Origin of the sequence: Morganella morganii (assembly GCF_041099235.1) — a bacterium.
GTDB classification, from domain to species: domain Bacteria; phylum Pseudomonadota; class Gammaproteobacteria; order Enterobacterales; family Enterobacteriaceae; genus Morganella; species Morganella morganii_E.
Genome location: NZ_JBFZSO010000009.1, coordinates 68985 through 91334 on the forward strand (window position 1 = coordinate 68985; position 22350 = coordinate 91334).

Here is a 22350-nt window from a genome sequence, read left to right on the forward strand (position 1 = left end):
CTACAGACACTAATGATGTCAAGCTTAATTAGTGTCTGAATGACATTTAATTTGCAATCCGGATTTCTCTCCTTACAATAGAATGACTTATCCCGATTTCAGGATGTGACGCAAATGGATGAACAAACTTACCTCGCCGGTTATCAGCGCCGTGATTTTCTGTCGCCCCTGGTGACCGTTGATGCCGTACTTTTCACTTATCACAATGAAACGCTGCATATACTGCTGGCCGAACGCGCGGAACATCCGGAAAAAGGCAAATGGGGATTACCCGGCGGTTTTGTGGATGAGGCACAGGATAAGACTCTGGAAGATACCGTACTGCGGAAACTGCGGGAAAAAACCGGTGTGACACCGCCGTACATTGAGCAGTTATGTACGGTCGGCAATGATCAGCGCGATAAACGCGGCTGGTCAGTCACCGTCTGTTATACCGCGCTGATTGCCATGCAGGCGTGTGAAAAACAGATTAATACCGTTAATTCAGTCAGATGGATACCGCTGGATGACGCAGAGAATATGACACTGGCATTTGATCACCAGTTCCTTATCCGTCAGGCCAGAGCGCGGCTGCGCCAGAAATCCCTCTATTCCGTTGTGCCGGGATTTGCGCTGCCGGACACCTTTACCCTGCCGGAATTGCAGCATGTTCATGAAATTCTGATTGGTCAGCCGATTCAGAAAAAATCATTCCGCCGCCGTCTCGAGCAGGCCGATCTGCTGATTGATACCGGTGAAAAACGGGCTGAACGCGGCCGTCCGGCGGCACTGTACCGCCTGAAACCGGCGTCGGCTGATTATCGTTTTATCCGTAATCTGGAGACGGACGAAGAATAACACCGGGTTCTGTCCGTATTACTTTCTGACCGCTTCCGCAATCGTCAGCAGCACATCCGGGCTTTTCACATTGGGATAAACGCCGCTGAACGGGATAACAATATAGCGCCTGTTTTTAACCGCTTCGAGGTGAGACAGTGCCGGATGATTTGCCAGCCAGACTTTTTTCTTTTCTGCCGGTGACCAGACTGCATCGGCGAGGATGATATAGTCCGGCTGTTTATCCAGCAGGGTTTCCGGGGAGACATGAATGCCTGCCATCGGCATGTTGATAAACACATTTTCGCCCCCGGCCAGGGTGATGACTTCGGTCATAAACCCTTTCTTTCCCTGTGACATCAGGGTGTCGCTCTGGCTGTCGAGATAAAAAATCACCGGTTTCCGGGGCAGCGGCGGCAGGGCTTTTACCTGTGCCAGTGTGGCATCGATACGGGCAACAGCGGCATCCGCCTCTTTTTTCCGCCCGAGAACCCGCCCCAGGCGCTGCAAATCCATTTTAATACTGTCAAATCCGCTGTATGCCTGACGTTCACAGGCAAATGCCATCAGATAGCTGCCGATACCGGCACGTTGCAGATCATCCTGCCCGCCCATTGAAGCCATAAAAGCAGAGGAAAACCCGGCCACGACAAAATCCGCCCCGGAGGCGATCAGTTTCTCGGTGGCGGGGTATTTGGCTGAAAAAACCGGAATGCCATGATAGCGCCCTGATTTCAGTGCCTCGGCTGAATCATCAATATAGCTCACGCCCAGCATCTGCGGCCCGGCATCCAGCGCCAGCACCATATCCGCAGCGTGCTGATTCATGGCAATGATATGCTGCGGCGGCGCGGGTTTATCCCACAGCGGATCGCATTTATTTCCCGCCGCAGCCCCTGCAGACAGAAGCAAAAGGACCACACTGACAGCATACCGGGCAATCTTCATTTTATTTATGCTCCGCCAGCAATGACGGCACCACTCTTCCCTGTTCTATCTGTTCAGACACAAACAGGTGGATCTCTTCCGGTGTGGTCAGCCGGTACCATAAATTATCCGGATAGACCGTTACCAGCGGCCCCTGATTGCAGGGATACTGACAGTGAGAACGGGTCAGCAGCACACCGTTTTCATTTTCAAACAGGTTACGTACCGCAAGCTGATGGCGCAGCTGCATCAGCAGGGATTTGGCACCGCGACAAACACAGCGCGGCCCCATACAAAAGAAAAGGTGGTAACGGTACGGCGGTGTTTTTTCCCAGTTCGGATTCGATTCTGCTTTCGGCTCACGGCTGTTTGACTGCTTTTCCAGTTCCGTTATTACGTCACCGGCCTGTTTGGCATCTGCCGCAGAATCTGCCCCGGTAAGTACACACAAACTCCGGAACACCCGTAATCGCGGATAATGCGCTGCTATTTCCTGCTCCAGCGCTGAGGTCAGAGACATCAGTTTTTCAGCGGGTTGTGCAGGATCGGTCAGCACCATCAGCAGGATACAGCGGGTATCCGGTGTAACCGTTTCCTTCAGCTGATGCAATACCGCCCCGCTGTCAGCACAGCAGGCGGTATCACCGGGAAAGCCCTTCTCACTGAGTGACAGCCAGAAATCCGCAGATAAGCACGCCTCATTCTGCAACGTGTTCAGATACAGTGTGACATTCTTTCCCATAGCTCAGTGTCCTCAGAAACGGTAGGTGTAACGCAGTTCAGCGGTTAACGGACGACCGAGATTGTCCACTTTTTCCGGGCCGTTGCTGGTCAGTCCCGCCGGATAATCGCGGTCAAGCAGGTTTTCCACCAGCAGCGTGAGCTTATGCTGCTGCGCATGATCCACATACAGATACGCGCTGGCATCAAACACGGTGTAATGGCCGTAGGTATCACCGCCGGATTTCAGTTCACCCACATAGCGGGCAGCCAGTTCCGCACCCCACTGTTTCGCCGGAGCGTCATAACCGATGCGGCCACGGGTAAAGAGTTCCGGGATATCGTTGAGTGTCGCGCCGTTTTTGGTATCCAGCCAGTTACGGGTGATATCCCCGGAGACATACCAGGATTCATCAAAGTTCAGTTTTGTCGCCAGTACCACGCCTTTGGTACGGATTTCACCGTCACCGTTCACCCATTTGTCGTATTTACCGACTTTCACTGTGGTGATCAGATCATTGATTTCACGGGCGTAAGCCGTTGCACCGAACTGCCATGCACCACCGTTTTCCCACTTCGTCAGATAATCAAAACCAGCTTCGATGTTTTTACTGGTTTCCGCTTTCAGGTTGGCATCACCGATAGTTTGCTTACTTTCATCTTTGACATATAACTGCTCGGCGTTCGGCAGTTTAAATGCCGTTCCCACCTGACCGCGTAAATTGAGCTTTTCATTCACTTCATATTTGGTGCTTGCCATCCAGACCGTCGCATCCTGACCGCCTTCAAAGCGTTCATAACGCACGCCGAGGCTCGGTTTCAGCTCCGGTAAGACAGGGATATCCGGCCGCACCTGTAAATACAGGGCATTGGCTTTCGCGGTATCCGTTTCGATCTTCATGACCTCATCTTTACCTTTGTACCACTGGTTATCTGTCCCGACGACAAACTCGTTATCCCCGAACAGGTAAGATTTGATCTGTGCCTGAACGCCGTAGTCCTGGAATCCCCAGTAAGAATCGTCATTCTGGATATCCACGGAGCCGTCCGCCAGATAGCGGCTGCGGTCATAACGGGTATTCCAGTCATTAAGATGTGCACGGATGGAGTAACTGGTGTCCTGAGTCAGAAAATGCTCAAAGGAAACCGTCGCCAGATGGTGATCACGTTTGTTCATCGCCCGGCGGTGATGGTTCGGGGACACCATATCCAGATCGGCTTGCGTATACTGGTAGAATCCCTGTAATTGTGCGGCATCCGCAATAGTTTGTGTGACCTGGACACCAACAGATGTCACGTCATAGCCACGTTTTTTCTGACCGATCGTGCCGTTATAATCACTGTCGCGGTACGGCTGGTAACCGTCTGATTTGCTGCGGGTTACCCACGCCATCAGGCCGGTTTTACCGATATCGTTATCAAACGCTTTCTCGATATACCCTTCACCGTAACGGCCTTTATCTGTATCTGCGCCGACACTGAATTCACCGGACAACACTTCTGAGGTCGGTTTTTTGGTGACAATGTTAATCACACCGCTGATCGCCTGAGTACCGAAAGAGAGGCTCTGCGCCCCCTGTAACACTTCGATGCGGTCAATCGCAATCAGCGGCAGAGTATCGAGATAGATCCCGCCGAACAGGCGGTTATTCAGACGAACACCGTCAATCAGAATTAAGGTGTCATCCGGGCGGCCTCCCATAAAGGAATATTTCCCGTAGCCGTAAGCCCCTTGTCCCATCGAAACATATAACCCCGGCACATATTGCTGTAATACCTGGTTTAAATCGGATGACGGCCCGGAACGCTGGATTTCCTCGCGGGTAATAACCTGTAATTTGTTCCCGTAATTTGCCAGTTCATTAACAGTGGTGGATTCTATGGTCGAGGATTTAACAACAATTGTGTCATCATTATTCCCCTGAGTTCCGGCCTGCGCACAGAACGATAACAGCACCATGGCGGACAATGGCGCCAATGCAAACTTAACTGATTTCATACCTTTCTCTTTTATTATTTTGTTGTAATACATGCCGTGAAGACAGAGTCACCCTGACTCAGAAACAGACAATATACTGAACAAATTCAATGGGTAAATATGAGAAAAATTCTTTTTCCCGCTTTGTGAATACGAACAGATCCGGGCCTCTTTTTCTTTAAATTCCTGTAGTCGCCTGTGTCTTTTTTGTTTCATTTGTTAATTATCATTAATGACAACTATTACCTTAAATCCATTTATTGTTATGTTATAACATAACAATAAAAGCATGAAAACCGATCCGATAATAAAAAACCGCAGCCCCTTATAAGAGCGACTGCGGTCTGAAAACGATTTAATTAATATTTTTCGAAGAATGACTGAATTTTCTGCGGATCAGTGGTTTGTGTCAGCGCCAGTTGCAGTAACACCCTGGCTTTTTGCGGATTCAGCCTGCCGGAAGCCACAAAGCCGTAAGCATCATCATCCACTTCTGCGTTACGGGTTGTATAACCTGTCGGTACCCGGCTGGCACGGACAACCACCACTCCGTCTTTGGATGCCGCCGCTAACGCATCAAAAATCCCTTTATACATATTGCCGTTGCCCACTCCGGCGCTGACAATCCCGGCGCTTCCCTCTTCCCGCAGGGCTTTTACCGGCGCATCTGAAGCATTGGCATAATTATAAACAATACCGACTTTCGGCAGTTCACTGAGTTTACTGATATCAAACACCGCACCGGCCTGACGCGGCGGCGCAGCCTGATAATAGGTCACTTTGCCGTTATGGATAAATCCGGTATCGCCGGCATTCACCGCTTCAAACGCCTGCACTTCCGTGGTATTCATTTTGACCACATCCCGTCCGCTGATCACCTTGTCATTCATCACCATCAGAACGCCGCGATCGGCCGCCGATTTATCCGTTGCCAGCACTACTGCATTATAGAGATTCAGCGGACCGTCCGCACCCAGCGCCGTGGACGGACGCATTGCCCCCACCAGCACAACCGGTTTATGGCACGATACTGTCAGGTCAAGAAAATACGCGGTTTCCTCCAGCGTATCGGTGCCGTGCGTGATGACAAATCCGTCCGTTTTATCACAGGTCCGGTTGATCTCTTTTGCCAGCGTCAGCCACACCTTGTCATTCATATCCTGTGAGCCGATATTCACAATCTGCTCACCATTGATATCAGCCAGTGCTTTGACTTCCGGCACGGCATCAATCAGCGCATCGACGCCCACCTTTCCGGCCTGATAACCGGACGAAACCGACGATTCACCGCCGCCGGCAATGGTGCCGCCGGTAGCCAGAACTGTCACGGAAGGAAGTGCAAACGCCGGGGTCATGAAGAGAGATATCAACGCGGACAGCAGAATCTTGTTGCGGTTTTTCATACCTGAATACTCCGTTGCTCAGTAGAATTATAAATAGCCAATTAATAAATATAGAACCAATTAGATATTTAAATTCTCCTTACAGAGAATATTCACAGCAAGATGCTGAAAATGAGATCAGAAGCGGAATTTTAAAACGGTAACTCAGAAGAAGCCGTTCTGACCTGCCGGAAAGAAAACACGATGCAGGCCAGAAAGCGGAAGCAGAAAAACAATCACATCAGACGGCGGCTCAGCGTCTCCGACGGTTTCTCATTAAACAGGCGCTGATAGTCAGTAGCAAACTGCCCGAGGTGCCAGAACCCCCACTGCATTGCTGCGTCTTTGACCGTGGTCTGTTTTGAATACGGGCTGACCAGTTCACGGCGCACCGCGTTCAGGCGGATGGTTTTCAGATAAGCATTCGGGCCGATCCCCAGCACCTGCTGGAAGGCATTCTGCAGCGTTCGGCGGCTGACATACAGCTCATTACACAATTCCAGCACGGTCACCGGTTCGGTGGCGTTCTCAAACAGGTATTCACGGGCTTTGGAGACCAGTTTCAGGTAGTTCACGCGGTTAGTGTAGTGCTCATCGGCCACTGTGCTGGCATCTTCCAGTAACCCGAGGAATGCCGTCAGCAGGTTGTGGCTCAGGACACGGCTGACGGTACGGTTGCGTTCCTGCTCAATTTTGGAGTGCCAGAGGGCGTGGCGGATATACTGCCAGATCGCCTCTTTTTTGAAGGGGTTCACACCCACAGCCGGATTTTCGCTGAGCAGATTCATCAGCCGCTCCGGGTTTTGCAGCACCACTGAGTGTTTTTTCAGGATATCGTGAGAAATCACCAGCCCCTGAATGTGATAGTCATCCGGCGTACTCAGTTCAAACTCTTTGCCACCCGGACGCACTGCGATTTTCTGCCGGCACAGCATCTGATTACCGATATAGCCGGTATTCTGCTGCTCCCCGGGAATGCCGAACCAAAAAGCATTCGGCCAGACCATGCAGGACTGGCGCAGAGACAGATTAGTGTATTCGTGGAACACCTGAAGCCCGTCAAACAGGGTTTCGGTCAGTTCCCCTTCAAACCGGCCCGGCGTCAGCTGATCATAAAGCTGCTGCCAGGCGGTAATAGCACAGGCCTGATCATAAGCATCATGCGTATAACGCTGTGTAAAATTCTGCTCGATCACGATAGGGCTGAGATCGCGGTCATGCGGCACTTCATCATTAAGGTGATGTAAATCTGGTGTGATTTTTTTCATCATTATTTTTTCCCCAAAATGAACGGCCGCCATAAATGTTAACCAGCGACCAATTGCTGCCAGAAATCGGGATGAGGATTCGGTACGACCATGCTGTAAACCAGCGCACCTTTATCTGCGGCGACTTGTGATGCGGCTTTTTTGGCGGTTTCGACATCTGCGACATCGCCGCTCATCACAAAGTAACATTTACCCCCGATACCATACGCCATATGAAGCCGTATTAACGTGACGCCGGCGGCTTTAACGGCAAAATCCGCCGCCTCAATGCAGGTCGCGACACTAAAGGTTTCCACTACCCCGACGGCTTCACGGGCATTCACATCGGTGACACCGCCGATAGCCGGGAGTACATCCGGGTGGATATTACTGAGCAGAAACTCATCCACCACCTGAGCGCCGCCTTTTTCCACACCGCAGCGCATTGCCTGCTGTGCGGCGGCAACATCACCGCCGACCATCACCACATATTTGCCGGGACACACAGTTTTGCCCATCAGCAGGGTGACTTCCGCACTTTTGAGCATAAAGTCGGTGACTTCCATCCCTTTGGCAATACTGGACAGTTCCACCATCGCAATTGCACTGTGCATAGTTATTCCTTCTCTATCGTGACAGCCGTGCTGTCAATATGACGAACCACACCGCTGATACTGGCGTGAACCGGCGCACCCAGTGCTTTTTCCGGGACAGCGGCGATCAGCATGCCCGCCGTGACGTTATCCCCTTCACTGACAACCGGTACCGCCGGGGCACCGATATGCTGGCGTAACGGGATAATCACCTGCTGCGGTGCATAAATCTCATCGGTCATCGGCGCTTTGTGCATGTATTCCGTCAGTTCCAGACGACGGACAAGGCGTTTGACCGGCAGCATGCGGTGCTGAGCCATCGGATCTTCCGGGCGCAGTTCACCTTCGTAGCGGATCCCTTCTTCGCGCAGTTTCACTTTCAGCATCTGATTCAGGCGCATCGGTGAGATTTCCACCGGGCAGGACCAGGCTTCACAAATCGCACATTCCGAGCAGGTCAGTGCCGCAACGACGGCTGACGGCGCGGAGATCTGCTCATAACCCACCGCGCGGACAATCAGGTGCGGCGGCAGTTCGTGGCCGATCATGTGACGCGGGCAGAGCTCGGTACACATGCCGCACTGTTCACATACGGTACGCGCCTGGTTGATCACCGTGCGCTCCGAACGGGTCCGGCGCTGAATTAAAATATGGTCATCCGGCAGGACTAATAAGCCGCCGGTGGTTTTGGTCACAGCATCATCAAGGGATGTCTGTAATTTGCCCATCATCGGCCCGCCGTTGATATACGCCGGGTTGCTGATGGTGGATCCGCCTGCCAGCGCCAGCACTTCACGCAGTGTGGTGCCGACCGGGACGGAAACGGTAACAGGATGATGAACCGCGCCGTTCACCGTCAGGACACGGTGTATCACGGCCTGTTCCTGTTCAACGGCATACGCGACATTGATCAGGGTCTGCACATTGCTGACCACCACGCCGACAGACAGCGGCAGTGCCGCAGGCGGGACCCGGCGGCCGGTCGCCAGCCAGATGGTGATCACTTCATCACCGGCCGGATAAACATCCGGCAGGATATGCAGACGGACAGAATCCGGCACGCGGGCATTCAGGATATCAATGGCAGCCTGATGCTTGCCTTTGATGGCGATAATGCCCTCTTTCGCGCCGGTGGCCCGCATCGCATACAGCAAACCGCGGATCATCGCATCCGCCTCACGGACAGCCAGTTGCTGATCCACCTGCAAAAGCGGCTCACATTCAGCCGCATTCACCAGATAGATTTCCGCCTGTGCCGCCAGTTTGACGTGGGTCGGGAAACCCGCCCCGCCCGCACCGACAACCCCTGCATCCTGCACGCGCTGACGAATGATTTCGGGCCCGCACTCATGCAGACCCGGCATCAGATTACTCATCGCGGTTTCCCTCCTGTTTTACCCTGTAGCGGCTGCCGCGTTTGCGCAGTTTGCCCTGTTTAAACAGGTTTTCCAGCACATCGCGGCTGTCCTCTATCAGGCAGCTGAAATGCATGGCCGCTTCTCCGGCGGTCACGCCGTGGCGGTGTCTGGCTTCAGCGGCAAAGATCATCATGGCATCCGCATCCGGGGCGGCGGCAGACGCTGCCGTCGCTGCCGGAGCCGGTTCAGATACCGGAGCCGGTGCCGGAGACTGCGGTTTTACCTTCACCGGCACACCGCTGAAACCGGTGACCAGCCACTCGGTATCACCATCCGGACGACCGATGACCTTATGGCCGATCACTTTACCGGTACGGTTTGCGGCTGCAATGCCCGCATCCACCGCCGCACGGCACGCCGCCAGATCGCCCTCAACAACAAGCGTCACCATCCCCGGGATCACCATTTCATAGTTAAGGATGCGGACATTGGCCGATTTCAGCATCGCATCCGCCGCATCAATGCCGGACACCAGGCCGTATACCTCAAGTAATCCCAGTGAATCGATCATGACCTTTCTCCTGTGTTAATGACTGAACTGACGACTGACTGCACTGCTCAGGCGCGCTGAACCGGATTGCGCGCGATATCCAGAACGGCTTCGGTAAAGGCATCACATGCTGCTTTACATGCTGCCTGGCTGCCGGTCAGGAAAGCTGCTGAGTAGTTGGTTTCTGACGGAGGCGGCACATAAGTGGCCAGCTGCACGTCAGCGGCTTTCAGTGCGGCATCAATCCCGAAGGTCGCTTCCAGCGGCGGTGCCACCAGATAGGCAATCGGATCACCGTGTTTAACTTTGTCACCATCAGACAGGTAAGAGCCGGTACGGGAGATCAGATGCGCCAGGAATGCGGTATCTTCTTTGTCGTTCGCCCACTGAAAAGCAGGGCCTGACTCAATCGTTGCCATCATGGAATCCAGACCCGCGCGGACTTCTGCCGGGTTCGGGCCACCGAGGATAATCATCACTTCACCGGAGGTCGGTGATGGTGAGTTTGACGCCCCTGCATACAGGGAACGTCCGTAAACCACTTCCACCAGCGCTTGTTTGGTGGCTTCGTCAGCGGCAATGTAAGCAACATCATCGGAGTCTGCGGTGATAAGGCCGAGGCTGCGGATGTGTTTCGGTAATTTCAGTTCACGGCAGAAATCTTCGTGTGCATTGGCGATAAGACGCATCGCTGTCACGTTCGGCCGGATAAGATCTAATGCAGGCATATTCAGTTCCCCGTTAACGGTTCATGTTGATACCGGACGCTTTCTGCTCCAGCATGCGTTTGGCTAAATCGACGATAACAGCGGCGGCTTCCACCGGCGGTGTCCCTGCGCGGTGAATGTTCGAGATACAGGTACGGTCTGCTTCCACTGTACCCGCCACTGTCGGTGAGTACACCGCGTAGCAGGAGAGGCTTTCGGACTGACCCAGCCCCGGACGTTCGCCCACCAGCAGGATAACCACTTTCGCGCCGAGCACTTCACCGGCCTGGTCTTCAATTTTCACGCGGCCGTAACGGACGAAGAACGGTGTGCCCACTTTCAGACCGGACTGCTCCAGACCTTTCATCAGCGGCGGCAGAATTTCGTCGTAGTTTGCAGTAATCGCATCGGTGGACAGACCATCAGAGATAATGACCTGCACATCCGGCGCCTGTACACACTTGGTTTTCAGCAGTTCGATGGATTCTTTATTCAGAATACGGCCCATATCCGGACGGGTCAGATACTGGTTTTTGTCTGTGATTTCAGACTGTAACTCCAGCAGGTTCTGTTTTTTCACCCATTCCGCCGGGACTTCTTTCAGTACGGTATCTTTGGAGCGCGAGTGGTCAGCCAGGAAGCGCAGCAGGCTCTGGGTGCGCGGACGCACACCGGCACGGCCGGAGCAGACACGGGAACCGGTGCTGTTACGCAGTTCCTGTAACACTTCCGCACGGTGCGGGTTCTGCACGCCAATCCACTGTTTTGCTTCCGGTGAACCGAGATCCCACTCAACGGATTCAACAGACGTATTACCCTGATTCAGCACAGCCTGCGTTGCCGCAGCAACCGCCTGTACGTTTTCGCCCGTGTGTCCCATCTGAGCCATCACGCTGCGTACGATGTCATTAATTTGTTTTTGATCCATGGTGATTTACCCCGAAAATCAGAAGAACAGTGACGGATCGCCGGCACGATTGGTAAGACGCCCGTTTTCCATCAGACCCATTTTTTCCAGCCAGGCTTCGAATTCCGGCGCAGGGCGCAGGCCGAGTAACTGACGGATAGTTGCGATGTCATGGAACGCAGTGGTCTGGTAGTTGAGCATGATGTCATCACCCAGCGGCATACCGATGATGAAGTTACAGCCCGCAGAGGCCAGCAGGATCATCAGGTTTTCGTTGAGGTTCTGATCCGCATCCGCATGGTTGGTGTAACAGCAGTCACAGCCCATGGAGATACCGCTCAGTTTGCCCATGAAGTGATCTTCAAGACCGGCGCGGATGATCTGGCGGTCGTTATAGAGATATTCCGGTCCGATAAAGCCGACAACGGTGTTCACCATGAACGGATCATAGTGACGTGCCAGGCCGTAGTTACGGGCTTCCATAGTCACCTGGTCAGCACCGTAGTGAGCACCCGCTGACAGTGCGGAGCCCTGTCCTGTTTCAAAGTACAGGCAGTTAGGACCGGCGATACGGTTGTACTGCGCACCGACGTGGCGGGCTTCGTCCAGCATTTCCAGCTCAACACCGAACTCGCGCAGACCTTTTTCACTGCCGCAGATGCTCTGGAAAATCAGGCCGCCCGGCGCACCGCGTTTGATGGCTTCCATCTGTGTGGTAACGTGTGCCAGCACACAACCCTGAGTCGGGATATCGTATTTATCGATGATGCCGTAGACAGCATCCAGCACGCGGCTGAGGTTATCCACATCGTCCGTTACCGGGTTGACACCGATCACCGCATCACCGCAGCCGTAAGAGAGACCTTCATAAATCTGTGCCACGATACTCTGCACTTCGTCACGGGTATCGTTCGGCTGTAAACGGCCGCTGAAGTGGCCCGGCAGACCCATGGTGTTATTCGCACGTTTCACGACAGGAATTTTCTTCGCGCCGTAGATAAGGTCTGCGTTGGAGCAGATTTTTGCCACACCGGCGATGACTTCTGAGGTCAGGCCTTTGCGCAGCAGATTGATGTTATCGAGAGAGGTGGTGTCGCTCAGGACATGCTCACGCAACTCACCGATAGTCCAGTTTTTGACCCGGTTGTATTCGGTTTCATTGATATCGTCCTGGATCAGACGGGTTACGCAGTCTTCTTCATACGGAACGACAGGGTTGTTGCGGACATCCGCAATCGTCAGTTCAGACAGCACTTGTTTTGCTGCCACACGTTCCTGGGCGTTACTGGCTGCGACACCCGCCAGGATGTCCCCGGAGCGGAGTTCGTTAGCTTTCGCGAGAACGTCTTTCACGTCCCGGAACTGGTAGGTCTGACCAAACAGCGTGGTTTTCAATTTCATATTACGTTCCCTCAGGAAGGAAATGCGAGTGATTTAACAGTAACAGGGACGACAGAGCCGCTGAATAACGGCGTGCCGATGTCGATATAGTCGCCTGTGTGCGTGATAACTTCGTCGATAACAGCCAGTTCGCGGCCGTTCATCAGCGGACGCAGCAGCATGCCCAGCGCCTTACCGAAATCCTGTCCCGCGATCACCAGCAGCGGCATGGTGTTCGGGTATGTTTTGGTAAAGCGTTCCAGAGCATCGATACAGCTTTGTACCGAGGCGTAGTTAGTCGGCAGTGATTCCGGTAAGGCCAGCGCGTACAGATCCTGCTGCGGATTAAGATCCATCTGCGTCAGGGCACGGCTCCAGGTATTCACCAGATCTTCATCATCCGCGCGGCCCAGCGCCGGATGTACCACCGGAATATTGCGGACCGGCAGCGTAATGCTGTCCAGCCAGATGGTGCTGCCGGACAGGGATAACGTATGCGCACCGGCGCCGATCACCGTGGCACGGACAGTCTGTGCCGGAGTCTGCATCGGTAACGCGCTGAAATCCGCATTGCGGTGAATCGCCTGTGCCAGCAGCGGCCCGATATCGCCGAAACGGAAATCATTGCCGCTTTCCGGATTGCTGTAACACTCCCCGACACCGCCGGACAATGTGACCGCATAAAAGCTGCTTTCCGCAGGCAGGCCATCCGTCATCAGCAGCTCACGCCCGAGCGGGGTGAGATTGCCGCTGATCACTTCATACAGCAGCTCACTCATGCGATCGGCAATAGTGTTCAGTTGTGCCGGTGTCAGGGACATCGGATCGGTCTGTTCACCAAAGCAGTCACGGGCGATCAGACGGCCCGGCGCATGCACATAAGTGACGCGTCCGCTGCTGTCTGTTTCGAACAGACGGCCACCGACGTTCAGGCAGGCGGAACTGATCACATGACCGGCTTCGAACAGCACGTAGTTTGCTGTGCCGCCGCCGATATCAATGTTCAGTACCCGCGCCATCTTCTGCTCAGAGAGTGTCTGGGCTCCGGATCCGAAACCGGCAATCACCGATTCCAGATGTGGCCCGGCGGTGGCGACCACGAAATCCCCGAGTTTCTGGGATAACGCGACCACTGCCGGACGTGCATTGCGGGTTTTGGCAGTTTCACCGGTAATGATGATGGCACCGGAGTCGATCGTCGCCGGGTCCATCCCGGCGGCGGCGTACTGATCCAGCACCAGCGCCAGCAGCTCTTCCTCACGCAGGTGGCCGTCTTTATCCACCGGCGTGAACAGAACCGGGCTCTGCCAGATAATTTTGCGATCCACAAACTCATAACGCGGCACCTGTGACACCGCCGCGCGGTTTACCAGAGCGAGACGGGAGAAAATCACCTGTGTTGTGGTGGTGCCCACGTCAATACCGACACTTAAGAGTTCGAGGGTTTTCATGCTTATTTCTCCTCTGCGGCGCTTTCAGCAGCAGCTTCAGCGGCCGCAGCGGCATCTTCCTGCTCAATATTTTTCGGCATCATCATGATGGCCACAAAAATCGCAGTGATACCGCCGATAATTTTCCCTGCAATCATCGGGAAGATCATCGGAGCCATGTTGGCGGCCACGAAGCCCAGGTGGTCACCCAGCGCAAAGGCTGCGGATACGGAGAATGCACAGTTGATGATTTTGCCGCGGGTATCCATTTTCTTCATCATGCCGAACATCGGGATGTTGTTCGCAAGAGTCGCGATCATACCGCCTGCGGCCATGTTGTTGATTTTCAGCAGGCTGCCGATCTTCATAAAGGATTTTTCAAACCAGCGGGTCAGCAGCAGCACCATCGGGTACGCCCCTAACAGCACCGCAGAGATAGAACCGATAACTTCGATGGCGCGCATCACCTGGCCCGGCACATCACCTTCCGCCATAAAAATCGGATCAAGGCCCGGGATCAGGTTCCAGCCCACCGTGAACTTCGCTACTGCCGCCGCCAGGCCGATAGTGATGATACCGACAAGGATTTTGGCGAAGATCTGGAAGCCGTTGATCATTTTCTCAGGAATGAATTTCAGACCGAGGCACACCAGCGCCGCCACGATAATCACCGGGATCATATTGACCAGCAGCATGGTCATGCTGAAATCCACGACCTGACCGTCAATTTCCACCCCGGAGAATTTCGCCACCAGACCACCGGCGATACAGCCGACCGGAATGGTCACGATACCCGCCAGCACACCGAGTGCCAGGAAGCGGCGATCTTTCTTCTCAATAATGCCCAGCGCAACAGGGATAGAGAACACCATGGTCGCACCCATCATGGATGCCAGCAGTACGCCGGAATATAACCACGCTGCCACATCACCGCCGGACAACTCTTTCGCGAGGAAGAAGCCGCCCATATCGATAGCCAGAATACTGCCCGCAAACACAGACGGGTTCGCACCCAGCATTTCATAGACAGGAATAATCACCGGCCCGAGCAGCATGGCGATCACCGGTGCCAGCGCGGTCATACCGACCATTGCCAGACCCAGCGCCCCCATTGCCATAAAGCCTTCTTCGAACTGTTCACCGGAACCGGCAATGCCTTTCCCGACTTTACCCAGGCCGATTTTACCGAGGATTGCCTCTGAGCCACCGAACTGGCTGAAGATACGATCCACGGCTGCTATCAGCATAAAACTCATCATGATGTACATGATGATTTCATTAATGCCCATACCCTTCTCCTTCCGTGCCTGTCGCGCAGGCTGTTCTTATTGATTGACTCAGGCTGACTCGTAAATCGCCGTTATCTGAGCCGCTGTGACCGCGCGCGGATTGGTTTTGATGCAGATATCCTGCAATGCCGCTTTGGCAAAACCCTCGAAATCCTCACGTTTTCCGCCCAGGGATGGCAGCGTCTGCGCGAGTTCCACGTCACTGATCAGTTGTTCCACGGCCTCAATGGCCTCCATGTCGGTCATCGGCCGCTGAGTCAGCGCATGACCAATTTCGCTGTACGCCTGTTTGCAGACCAGGCGGTTAAAACGCATTACCTGCGGCAGCATGACGGCATTAGCCTTGCCGTGCGGAATGTTGTATGCCGCGCCAATCTGATGCGCCATCGCGTGGCACAGCCCCAGACCGGCATTGGAGAACGCCATCCCGGCCATATAGGAAGCCAGCATCATGTCCTCACGGGCTTTGATATCATGCCCCTGACCGACAGCGATCGGCAGCGCGTGGCTGATCATGGAGATCGCCCGCAGTGCCAGCGCCTGAGTCAGCGGCGTGACGTTGCTCGCCACATACGCTTCAATCGCATGTGTTAACGCATCGATACCGGTCATTGCTGTCACATGCGGCGGAACACCGAGTGTCAGACAGGCATCAATAATGGCGAGATCAGGCAGTAACTGGCTGTGTGCCAGCACCAGTTTGATATGGTTTTCCGCAGTAATAATCACGGAAACATTGGTCGCTTCCGAACCGGTACCGGCAGTGGTCGGGATAGCGATAAACGGCAGACGCGGATTGAGCGCCGCACCCGGCATCATATCAGCCAGCGGCAGATCCGGATTGGCAGCCAGCACCGCCACGGCTTTCGCCGCATCCAGCACCGACCCGCCGCCGAGGGCAATAATGCCGTCACACTGCACTTTCAGCAGATGCTCAACGGTACGGAACACATCTTTATCCATCGGCTCGCCCGGCGGGCACGGCCAGATTTCATACGCAATACCGCTGCGGCTCAGATTGCGCTCCAGCACATCAGTCAGACCGGCCTGTAACAGCATGCCGTCCACCATAATAAAAACGTGCTTAATTCCGCGCTCCGCGAGAACATCCCCGCTGCGGCCGACAGCACCCGGGCCGATTAATGTGGTCGGCGGGACAGAAAACTCACGCACCTGACGGGCATTCACCAAATCAAGCGCCTGATAGATAGCGGACTGAACCTCAGCCGCGGGTAAACGATTATCCGGCATGACGGTTTTCTCCCTGAGACACACCGCAGACGGCAATCGCCAGCGGCGTCATAAAAATAGAATGCTGTGGCAGTACCACGGTAAGATGCGGAAAACGCGCCTGAAACAGCGGCTGCACACCGGGCTGCATACAGGAGCCGCCCGCCAGCCACAGTTCGGTCACGTCCTCACCGCGGATATGATCGTCAACGATATCCGTCATTTTTTCGTATACCGGACGAATAACCGGCCAGATGCTTTCACCGCGCTCACGCTTCATCTGCTCGGCATCTTCCAGCTCAATGCGCTGGTTACCCGCCAGGGTCAGGGAAATATGGTGGCCGCCGGTGGCTTCGTCGCCGGAGCGGGTCACTTCGCCCTTCTGCACAATCGCGATCCCGGTGGTACCGCCGCCGATATCCACAACGGCAGCCTTATCCAGCCCCATCATGTCAGCGACTGCAGACGGCTCATCCAGCACTCTGGCAACCACCAGACCGGCGGATTCCAGCACATTCACGGAAATACGCGGGTCTGTTCCCGGCGGGAATGACGTTGTCGCCACCTCAAACCGGAAACCGAACTGTTTTTCCAGCACATCCAGATGCTTATTAACGATTTTTACCGCACCGAAGAAATCCCAGACCACACCGTCGCGCACCACATCTGCCCAGTCCAGGCACACCGCGACCGGCTGACCTTCCGCATTCACCACCATGGACACCACATCACAGGTACCGAGATCGATCCCCAGCCACAACGGCGCATCTTTGTGATCACCCGCCTGCGGCTGATTACAGATTTCCGCTGCCCGCTGTAAGCGCGATGCCAGCCATTCCTGATTGCGTTGAACCATTGGTTCCTCCGGTTTAAAACATAACGTCAGGGTTAACGTGAACAACTCACACTAACCGGGAAAAAAGCGGTGAAGCCCGCAGGCCCCACCGCAGCGGCTTACACGATGCGGAATGAATCCACCATGGTGCAGCGGCGCAGACGGACGAACGTCCGCGCACAGGTCACACCTTCACCGGTTGGTGTGGTGATCGTCATGGTTGTCCAGCCTTCGCCGCCCAGTCCCAGACCGGCAATACACGGTCCGTTTTTCACGAAAATACTGGTATCGATGGCATTCGCCATGCGGTTCAGGTTGCTGATGTTATTGGAATGCATCGCGGCGGTATGATGGCAACCGCCTTCCAGTTTCACCGCCAGGTCAATGGCCTGATCCACATCTTTCACGCGGATGATCGGCAGAACCGGCATCATCAGTTCGGTGACGGCAAACGGATGTTTGCAGTCGGTTTCCGCGATCAGCAGACGGGTATCTGCCGGCACAGTCATACCGATAGCGGCGGCAATTTTCGCTGCATCACGGCCGACCCAGTCGCGGCTGACAGTGCCGTGGCCGGTTTCATCAACATTTTTCAGCAGAACCGGGATCAGCTTCTCGCTCTGTTCGCGGGTCAGTAATACCGCGTGATTACGCTGCATTTCGGTGATCAGTTTGTCTGCAATGCAGTCAACCGCAATCAGCACTTTTTCATCCGCACAAATGATGTTGTTATCGAATGATGCACCGTGAACAATGGCTTTCGCCGCACGTTCGATATCGGCAGTTTCATCCACCACGACCGGCGGGTTACCGGCACCGGCAGCGATCAGACGTTTGTTGGTGTGTTTGCGGGCGGATTCCACCACCGCATCACCCCCGGTCACGACCAGCAGGCCGATCCCCGGATATTTGAATAAACGCTGTGCGGTTTCGATATCCGGTTTGGCGACAGTCACCAGCAGGTTGTTCGGGCCGCCTGCGGCAACAATGGCTTCGTTCAGAACGGTGATAGTGCGCTGTGAGACTTTTTTCGCTGCCGGATGCGGTGCGAAAATCACACTGTTCCCCCCGGCGATCATGCTGATGGCATTGTTGATTGCCGTCGCTGCCGGGTTAGTGGATGGTGTGACAGAGGCGATAACACCCCATGCCGCATTTTCGATTAAGGTTAAACCGTGGTCGCCGGTTAACACTTCAGGACGCAGACACTCAACACCCGGGGTGCCGTTTGCCTGTGCTAAGTTCTTCGCGAGTTTATCTTCCACGCGGCCCATGCCGGTCTCTTCAACAGCCAGAACCGCCAGTTCGCGGGCATGTTCGGTTGCCGCACGGCGGATTGCGCCGATGCAGAGATTACGCATTTCAACGGTTTTTAATGATTTTTGTGCTTCTTTGGCGGCAAGAACGGCATCATCCAGGGATTCAAACACCCCGAAACCGTTATTCTGTGAGGCTGCCGCCTGCTGTGGTGCCGCTGATGCAGCCGCCGGTTGTGTGCCCGCACTCATGCTGGCCAGAACCGCTTTTACCACATTCTCAATTTCTTTCTGATCCATATTCACCCACGCCTCTTTCTGTGACTCGTTGCGGCGATTTATTTATGAAAAATCACCTGACTTTCCATAACGGCCTCATCCACAATGCCGATGATGCTGAGATCGACCGGTGACGCTTCTTTGCTCTGAGCACGCCGCGCCGAACTTCCGCTGACGATCAGCACCCATTCACCATTACCCGCACCGATACTGTCGGTTGCGACGGCCACCTCACCGTTAGGACGCCCCTGGCGGTCAATCATTTCCACCAGCAGTAATTTGTCGGATTCCAGTCCGGGATGACGCACGGTGCACACGATTTGTCCGATAACGACAGCCAGTTTCATGTTCACCTCTCTTTATATTTCAGCAGCCTGAATACAGCCGGCTACGGATTTCAGGTAAAAAAATCCCCTGCCGTCTGAGTGACAGCAAAAAAACCGGGGAGATTAAAATCGCGTGGCGTCAGAAGCACGCCACGCTAATAACGATTAATCGATTGATTTATCGCCGGACATTTTGATAGGAAACACTTCTTCCAGATCGCCATGCGGACGAGGAATAACGTGTACAGAGACCAGTTCACCGATACGCTGAGCTGCTGCCGCACCTGCGTCAGTCGCTGCTTTACATGCTGCAACATCACCGCGCACCATGGCTGTTACCAGACCACCGCCGATTTGTTTAACACCGACTAATTTAACGCGTGCTGCTTTGACCATCGCATCGGATGCTTCGATTAATGCAACCAGACCCTTAGTTTCGATCAGTCCTAATGCTTCCATGATATTTTCCTCTCATTGAGATCCCATCAGGGACCGGTTTAAATAACGCTTTCTGCTTCAGTGCAGCGGACAGGTTGTCCGGCCTGAGCTAACTGTGTTTGTGCTACCAGCACCAGTTCAATAATGTCGCGGGCATTACAGCCGCGTGACAAATCATGCACCGGTGCATTTAATCCCTGAATCAGCGGACCGAGTGCCCGGTAACCGCCGAGACGCTGGGCAATCTTGTAACCGATATTGCCTGCTTCCAGTGACGGAAAGACCATGACATTTGCCCGCCCCTTTAACTCACTGTCGGGGGCTTTCTGCGCAGCGACGCCCGGCACAAATGCCGCGTCGAACTGCAATTCACCATCTGCCTGTAACTGCGGAGCGCGCGCATGAATGATTTCCACCGCCTGCTGCACCATCGCCACATTAGGATGTTTCGCGCTGCCTGCTGTTGAAAAAGACAACATCGCCACACGCGCGGTTTCACCGGTGATTGCCGTAAATGTTTCCGCACTGCTCAGCGCAATATCCGCCAGCTGTGCAGAAGTGGGTTGAGGTACGACACTGCAATCAGCGAAACCCAGTACATTGCCTTCCGTTCCCGGCGGCAACATGATGAAAATAGATGATAATGTTTTCACGCCCGGCTTCAGGCCGATCACTTTCAGCCCGGCCCGCAGAACAGCGGCAGTTGACGAGATATTCCCCGCCACACATAAATCCGCTTTTCCGGCGGCAACCATGGCGGCACCGAACCACAGCGGCTGACGCATGGCCTCATCCGCATCTTCCGGGGCTTTTTCGCCGAGGCGCGCGGTGATGGCATCCGCAAACTCTGCACGCCACTCATCCGCACTGTCCGGATCAATCGTCGTCAGACCGTCCATAATGACACCGGTACGCAGCGAGAAATCACGCAGCGCAAACGGGTTTGCCAGCAGAACGGGCTCCGCCAGACCATTTTGTTTCAGATAACGGGCGGCGTGGATCACGCGCTCATCCAGCGCATCCGGCAGAACCACCCGCGGCGGGTTCAGTTTTGCCTGCTGACGGCATCGTTCAATGAGCATGTGTTCCCCCTTGCATCAGTGCCTGTTTCAGTGCCTGTGTAGTCATTACACCGCCTTCGCGCACCACCATCACCATCAGGACATACACCGCACTGGAGAGGCGGTTAAGCGCCTGCATAATGTCAGGACGGATGACCTGAAAATAACAATCGATATAAATACGTGCCGCACTGACTTCCGTTTCACGGACTTTGGTCCGCAGCAGATTCAGCGCCGCCGCATCACGGCCGTGACTCACATCCGGAACGATATGATCATGACCCAGGTATTTCAGCGGATTATGGGACAGCTTGTGCAGCTCATCCGCGTTCAGATCCGCAATACTCTGCTCTCCGAGCGGTTCATTGAGCGCATCGGCGCGCATAATATTGCCGAGCACAGAGCGGATATCCGCCAGCCAGCCTTTCAGCGGCGTCTGTGCAAATTCAGTCTGTAACCAGACAGCTTCAGCGATAGTGGCATCCAGCGCGGCGCGGAACGCCAGGCGCGGATCATTTTTCGCCACCATGGTGTGGCCGTTAAGGTGTGTCAGCGTGTCCGGCTTTTTCGCCACCGGCTGATGGCATAATTCGCAGGCCGCGACATCCGCTTTATCCTTACTGGTTAACCCGTGTACCGCTTTCAGGTCAGGGACAGCCGTTTCGGTTTTACCGGACTCATCCGGCGTTTCCACAAACAGACGACCTTGTTTATCCTGAAATTTCACCTGTAAACGGCGGCTTTCGATCAGCTCGCGGGCGGATGGTGTCATCCGGCTGTCGGCAGGCAGATGAATTTCACTGCCTTCGCTCAGCGTAAAGTTATCCCGCAGCCAGTCTTCAGTGATAAAGGTCATGGCGATACCCCTCAGCAATCCTGCCAGTTAGCCGGCCAGGCCACATACAGGAAGCGGACAGTGGATGGTGTGCCGAACTCAATCGCGGAGCCTTTCGGGATAAACATCACATCACCGGCTTTCGCGATCATGGTTTCGCCCTGATGGCGCACATGCAGCTCGCCTTCCAGAACCAGATCCACTTCGTCGTAATTCAGGGTCCACGGGAAGAATGCGTTTTCCCACTGCATAAACCCGGCCGCCATGCTGCTGTTGTCCTGCGCGGTGATCAGATCCGCAATCCCGACACGGTGCGGGCCCGCACCATCAAAATTACCGAATTTCACCGAGCTGCTGTCGACCACTTTAATGCCGCCTTTGCCGGTGACACTGCGGTAACTCTGGGTATTCGGGGTATCGGTGTTCTCTTCCGCCGGTTTGAATGCCGCCACTTTCGCTTTAATCTGCGCGATACGCTCCTGCACCACTTTATCGACCAGTTGTGCAATCAGGGTTTCGGTGACATTGCCATCAGGCAGCTGCGCGATAATGCACTCGCGGATTTTCTGACGCTCTGCGGATGAAATATTGGGTTCTGTTCCGGCGGTTGCGGCCAGCGGTGCGGCGACCGGTGCGCTGTTCTGCGCGGCATCCACCTCACAAATCACAAAGCCCAATTGTTCAGCCACAACATGGGCTTCCGGCGTGACAATGCTCTCTTTCAGCACCACATCCAGACGGGTTTTGCCCGCTGCGTGTGCTTCCCGGATGTCATTGGCCGTTATTAGTTTCTTCATCGGATATTC

At 54.6% G+C, this 22350-nt stretch carries 22 protein-coding genes; 1 reads left to right on the forward strand and 21 read right to left on the reverse strand.

What is annotated here, in order from left to right; all coding sequences use genetic code 11:
* The first annotated feature begins 114 nt into the window (after positions 1–114).
* Positions 115–837 (forward strand): NUDIX hydrolase, encoded by a 723-nt coding sequence (locus tag AB7038_RS14360; RefSeq protein ID WP_368890097.1) that lies wholly within the window; start codon positions 115–117, stop codon positions 835–837.
* Positions 838–855: 18 nt separating this feature from the next.
* Here AB7038_RS14360 and AB7038_RS14365 read toward each other — a convergent pair whose 3' ends face one another.
* The 21 genes from AB7038_RS14365 to eutQ all read right to left on the reverse strand — a co-directional run bounded on the left by AB7038_RS14365 (position 856) and on the right by eutQ (position 22341).
* Complete coding sequence (locus AB7038_RS14365; protein WP_369453550.1) at positions 856–1764, reverse strand: ABC transporter substrate-binding protein; 909 nt, start codon at positions 1762–1764, stop codon at positions 856–858.
* A 1-nt stretch (position 1765) separates the two neighbouring features.
* Positions 1766–2485 (reverse strand): (2Fe-2S) ferredoxin domain-containing protein, encoded by a 720-nt coding sequence (locus tag AB7038_RS14370; protein ID WP_369453551.1) that lies wholly within the window; start codon positions 2483–2485, stop codon positions 1766–1768.
* 12 nt (positions 2486–2497) lie between these two features.
* On the reverse strand, positions 2498–4462 hold the full coding sequence (locus tag AB7038_RS14375) for a TonB-dependent receptor plug domain-containing protein (protein ID WP_369453552.1): 1965 nt from the start codon (positions 4460–4462) through the stop codon (positions 2498–2500).
* A 338-nt stretch (positions 4463–4800) separates the two neighbouring features.
* A complete protein-coding gene (gene ansB / locus AB7038_RS14380) occupies positions 4801–5844 on the reverse strand; it encodes an L-asparaginase 2 (RefSeq protein WP_368890093.1) in 1044 nt (347 codons plus the stop codon).
* A 215-nt stretch (positions 5845–6059) separates the two neighbouring features.
* On the reverse strand, positions 6060–7094 hold the full coding sequence (gene eutR, locus AB7038_RS14385; RefSeq protein WP_015422472.1) for an HTH-type transcriptional regulator EutR: 1035 nt from the start codon (positions 7092–7094) through the stop codon (positions 6060–6062).
* Between the two features lie 35 nt (positions 7095–7129).
* Positions 7130–7684, reverse strand: a complete 555-nt coding sequence (locus tag AB7038_RS14390; protein WP_004236084.1) for a BMC domain-containing protein — start codon at positions 7682–7684, stop codon at positions 7130–7132.
* Positions 7685–7686: 2 nt separating this feature from the next.
* Complete coding sequence (locus AB7038_RS14395; RefSeq protein WP_004238993.1) at positions 7687–9039, reverse strand: 4Fe-4S dicluster domain-containing protein; 1353 nt, start codon at positions 9037–9039, stop codon at positions 7687–7689.
* Entirely contained in the window at positions 9032–9592 is a 561-nt protein-coding gene (locus AB7038_RS14400; protein WP_368890092.1) for a BMC domain-containing protein, read from the reverse strand. The genes AB7038_RS14395 and AB7038_RS14400 overlap by 8 nt, the downstream gene beginning before the upstream one ends.
* A gap of 47 nt (positions 9593–9639) precedes the next feature.
* Positions 9640–10299 carry an ethanolamine utilization microcompartment protein EutL gene (gene eutL / locus AB7038_RS14405; RefSeq protein ID WP_368890091.1) on the reverse strand — a complete coding sequence of 220 codons (660 nt, stop codon included), beginning with the start codon at positions 10297–10299 and terminating at the stop codon, positions 9640–9642.
* A gap of 13 nt (positions 10300–10312) precedes the next feature.
* Positions 10313–11206: an ethanolamine ammonia-lyase subunit EutC gene (eutC, locus tag AB7038_RS14410; RefSeq protein WP_004236091.1), complete on the reverse strand. Its 894-nt coding sequence runs from the start codon at positions 11204–11206 to the stop codon at positions 10313–10315.
* Between the two features lie 18 nt (positions 11207–11224).
* Positions 11225–12586 carry an ethanolamine ammonia-lyase subunit EutB gene (locus AB7038_RS14415; protein ID WP_004236092.1) on the reverse strand — a complete coding sequence of 454 codons (1362 nt, stop codon included), beginning with the start codon at positions 12584–12586 and terminating at the stop codon, positions 11225–11227.
* A gap of 11 nt (positions 12587–12597) precedes the next feature.
* Positions 12598–14016 (reverse strand): ethanolamine ammonia-lyase reactivating factor EutA, encoded by a 1419-nt coding sequence (gene eutA / locus AB7038_RS14420; RefSeq protein WP_004238997.1) that lies wholly within the window; start codon positions 14014–14016, stop codon positions 12598–12600.
* Positions 14017–14018: 2 nt separating this feature from the next.
* Entirely contained in the window at positions 14019–15284 is a 1266-nt protein-coding gene (gene eutH, locus AB7038_RS14425) for an ethanolamine utilization protein EutH (RefSeq protein WP_369453553.1), read from the reverse strand.
* A gap of 48 nt (positions 15285–15332) precedes the next feature.
* Entirely contained in the window at positions 15333–16535 is a 1203-nt protein-coding gene (locus AB7038_RS14430; protein ID WP_072872282.1) for an iron-containing alcohol dehydrogenase, read from the reverse strand.
* Positions 16525–17370 carry an ethanolamine utilization protein EutJ gene (eutJ, locus tag AB7038_RS14435; protein ID WP_024472808.1) on the reverse strand — a complete coding sequence of 282 codons (846 nt, stop codon included), beginning with the start codon at positions 17368–17370 and terminating at the stop codon, positions 16525–16527. The genes AB7038_RS14430 and eutJ overlap by 11 nt, the downstream gene beginning before the upstream one ends.
* Positions 17371–17468: 98 nt before the next feature.
* Positions 17469–18905: an aldehyde dehydrogenase family protein gene (locus AB7038_RS14440; protein WP_025154312.1), complete on the reverse strand. Its 1437-nt coding sequence runs from the start codon at positions 18903–18905 to the stop codon at positions 17469–17471.
* Positions 18906–18943: 38 nt separating this feature from the next.
* Positions 18944–19231 carry an ethanolamine utilization microcompartment protein EutN gene (gene eutN, locus AB7038_RS14445; RefSeq protein ID WP_004236102.1) on the reverse strand — a complete coding sequence of 96 codons (288 nt, stop codon included), beginning with the start codon at positions 19229–19231 and terminating at the stop codon, positions 18944–18946.
* A 144-nt stretch (positions 19232–19375) separates the two neighbouring features.
* A complete protein-coding gene (gene eutM, locus AB7038_RS14450) occupies positions 19376–19669 on the reverse strand; it encodes an ethanolamine utilization microcompartment protein EutM (RefSeq protein ID WP_004236103.1) in 294 nt (97 codons plus the stop codon).
* Positions 19670–19707: 38 nt separating this feature from the next.
* A complete protein-coding gene (gene pta, locus AB7038_RS14455; protein WP_369453554.1) occupies positions 19708–20730 on the reverse strand; it encodes a phosphate acetyltransferase in 1023 nt (340 codons plus the stop codon).
* The gene (gene eutT / locus AB7038_RS14460) at positions 20720–21565 is read right to left on the reverse strand and encodes an ethanolamine utilization cob(I)yrinic acid a,c-diamide adenosyltransferase EutT (protein WP_004239002.1); all 846 of its coding nucleotides are present in this window, start codon (positions 21563–21565) and stop codon (positions 20720–20722) included. The genes pta and eutT overlap by 11 nt, the downstream gene beginning before the upstream one ends.
* A gap of 11 nt (positions 21566–21576) precedes the next feature.
* Positions 21577–22341: an ethanolamine utilization acetate kinase EutQ gene (gene eutQ / locus AB7038_RS14465; protein WP_369453555.1), complete on the reverse strand. Its 765-nt coding sequence runs from the start codon at positions 22339–22341 to the stop codon at positions 21577–21579.
* Positions 22342–22350 lie beyond the last annotated feature (9 nt).

What these genes read in the sequence shown, in the direction of transcription:
- AB7038_RS14360 (WP_368890097.1), top strand. Translation starts at nt 115, where the DNA reads ATGGATGAACAAACTTACCTCGCCGGTTATCAGCGCCGTGATTTTCTG.
- AB7038_RS14365 (WP_369453550.1), bottom strand. Translation starts at nt 1,764, where the DNA reads ATGAAGATTGCCCGGTATGCTGTCAGTGTGGTCCTTTTGCTTCTGTCT.
- AB7038_RS14370 (WP_369453551.1), bottom strand. Translation starts at nt 2,485, where the DNA reads ATGGGAAAGAATGTCACACTGTATCTGAACACGTTGCAGAATGAGGCG.
- AB7038_RS14375 (WP_369453552.1), bottom strand. Translation starts at nt 4,462, where the DNA reads ATGAAATCAGTTAAGTTTGCATTGGCGCCATTGTCCGCCATGGTGCTG.
- ansB (WP_368890093.1), bottom strand. Translation starts at nt 5,844, where the DNA reads ATGAAAAACCGCAACAAGATTCTGCTGTCCGCGTTGATATCTCTCTTC.
- eutR (WP_015422472.1), bottom strand. Translation starts at nt 7,094, where the DNA reads ATGATGAAAAAAATCACACCAGATTTACATCACCTTAATGATGAAGTG.
- AB7038_RS14390 (WP_004236084.1), bottom strand. Translation starts at nt 7,684, where the DNA reads ATGCACAGTGCAATTGCGATGGTGGAACTGTCCAGTATTGCCAAAGGG.
- AB7038_RS14395 (WP_004238993.1), bottom strand. Translation starts at nt 9,039, where the DNA reads ATGAGTAATCTGATGCCGGGTCTGCATGAGTGCGGGCCCGAAATCATT.
- AB7038_RS14400 (WP_368890092.1), bottom strand. Translation starts at nt 9,592, where the DNA reads ATGATCGATTCACTGGGATTACTTGAGGTATACGGCCTGGTGTCCGGC.
- eutL (WP_368890091.1), bottom strand. Translation starts at nt 10,299, where the DNA reads ATGCCTGCATTAGATCTTATCCGGCCGAACGTGACAGCGATGCGTCTT.
- eutC (WP_004236091.1), bottom strand. Translation starts at nt 11,206, where the DNA reads ATGGATCAAAAACAAATTAATGACATCGTACGCAGCGTGATGGCTCAG.
- AB7038_RS14415 (WP_004236092.1), bottom strand. Translation starts at nt 12,586, where the DNA reads ATGAAATTGAAAACCACGCTGTTTGGTCAGACCTACCAGTTCCGGGAC.
- eutA (WP_004238997.1), bottom strand. Translation starts at nt 14,016, where the DNA reads ATGAAAACCCTCGAACTCTTAAGTGTCGGTATTGACGTGGGCACCACC.
- eutH (WP_369453553.1), bottom strand. Translation starts at nt 15,284, where the DNA reads ATGGGCATTAATGAAATCATCATGTACATCATGATGAGTTTTATGCTG.
- AB7038_RS14430 (WP_072872282.1), bottom strand. Translation starts at nt 16,535, where the DNA reads ATGCCGGATAATCGTTTACCCGCGGCTGAGGTTCAGTCCGCTATCTAT.
- eutJ (WP_024472808.1), bottom strand. Translation starts at nt 17,370, where the DNA reads ATGGTTCAACGCAATCAGGAATGGCTGGCATCGCGCTTACAGCGGGCA.
- AB7038_RS14440 (WP_025154312.1), bottom strand. Translation starts at nt 18,905, where the DNA reads ATGGATCAGAAAGAAATTGAGAATGTGGTAAAAGCGGTTCTGGCCAGC.
- eutN (WP_004236102.1), bottom strand. Translation starts at nt 19,231, where the DNA reads ATGAAACTGGCTGTCGTTATCGGACAAATCGTGTGCACCGTGCGTCAT.
- eutM (WP_004236103.1), bottom strand. Translation starts at nt 19,669, where the DNA reads ATGGAAGCATTAGGACTGATCGAAACTAAGGGTCTGGTTGCATTAATC.
- pta (WP_369453554.1), bottom strand. Translation starts at nt 20,730, where the DNA reads ATGCTCATTGAACGATGCCGTCAGCAGGCAAAACTGAACCCGCCGCGG.
- eutT (WP_004239002.1), bottom strand. Translation starts at nt 21,565, where the DNA reads ATGACCTTTATCACTGAAGACTGGCTGCGGGATAACTTTACGCTGAGC.
- eutQ (WP_369453555.1), bottom strand. Translation starts at nt 22,341, where the DNA reads ATGAAGAAACTAATAACGGCCAATGACATCCGGGAAGCACACGCAGCG.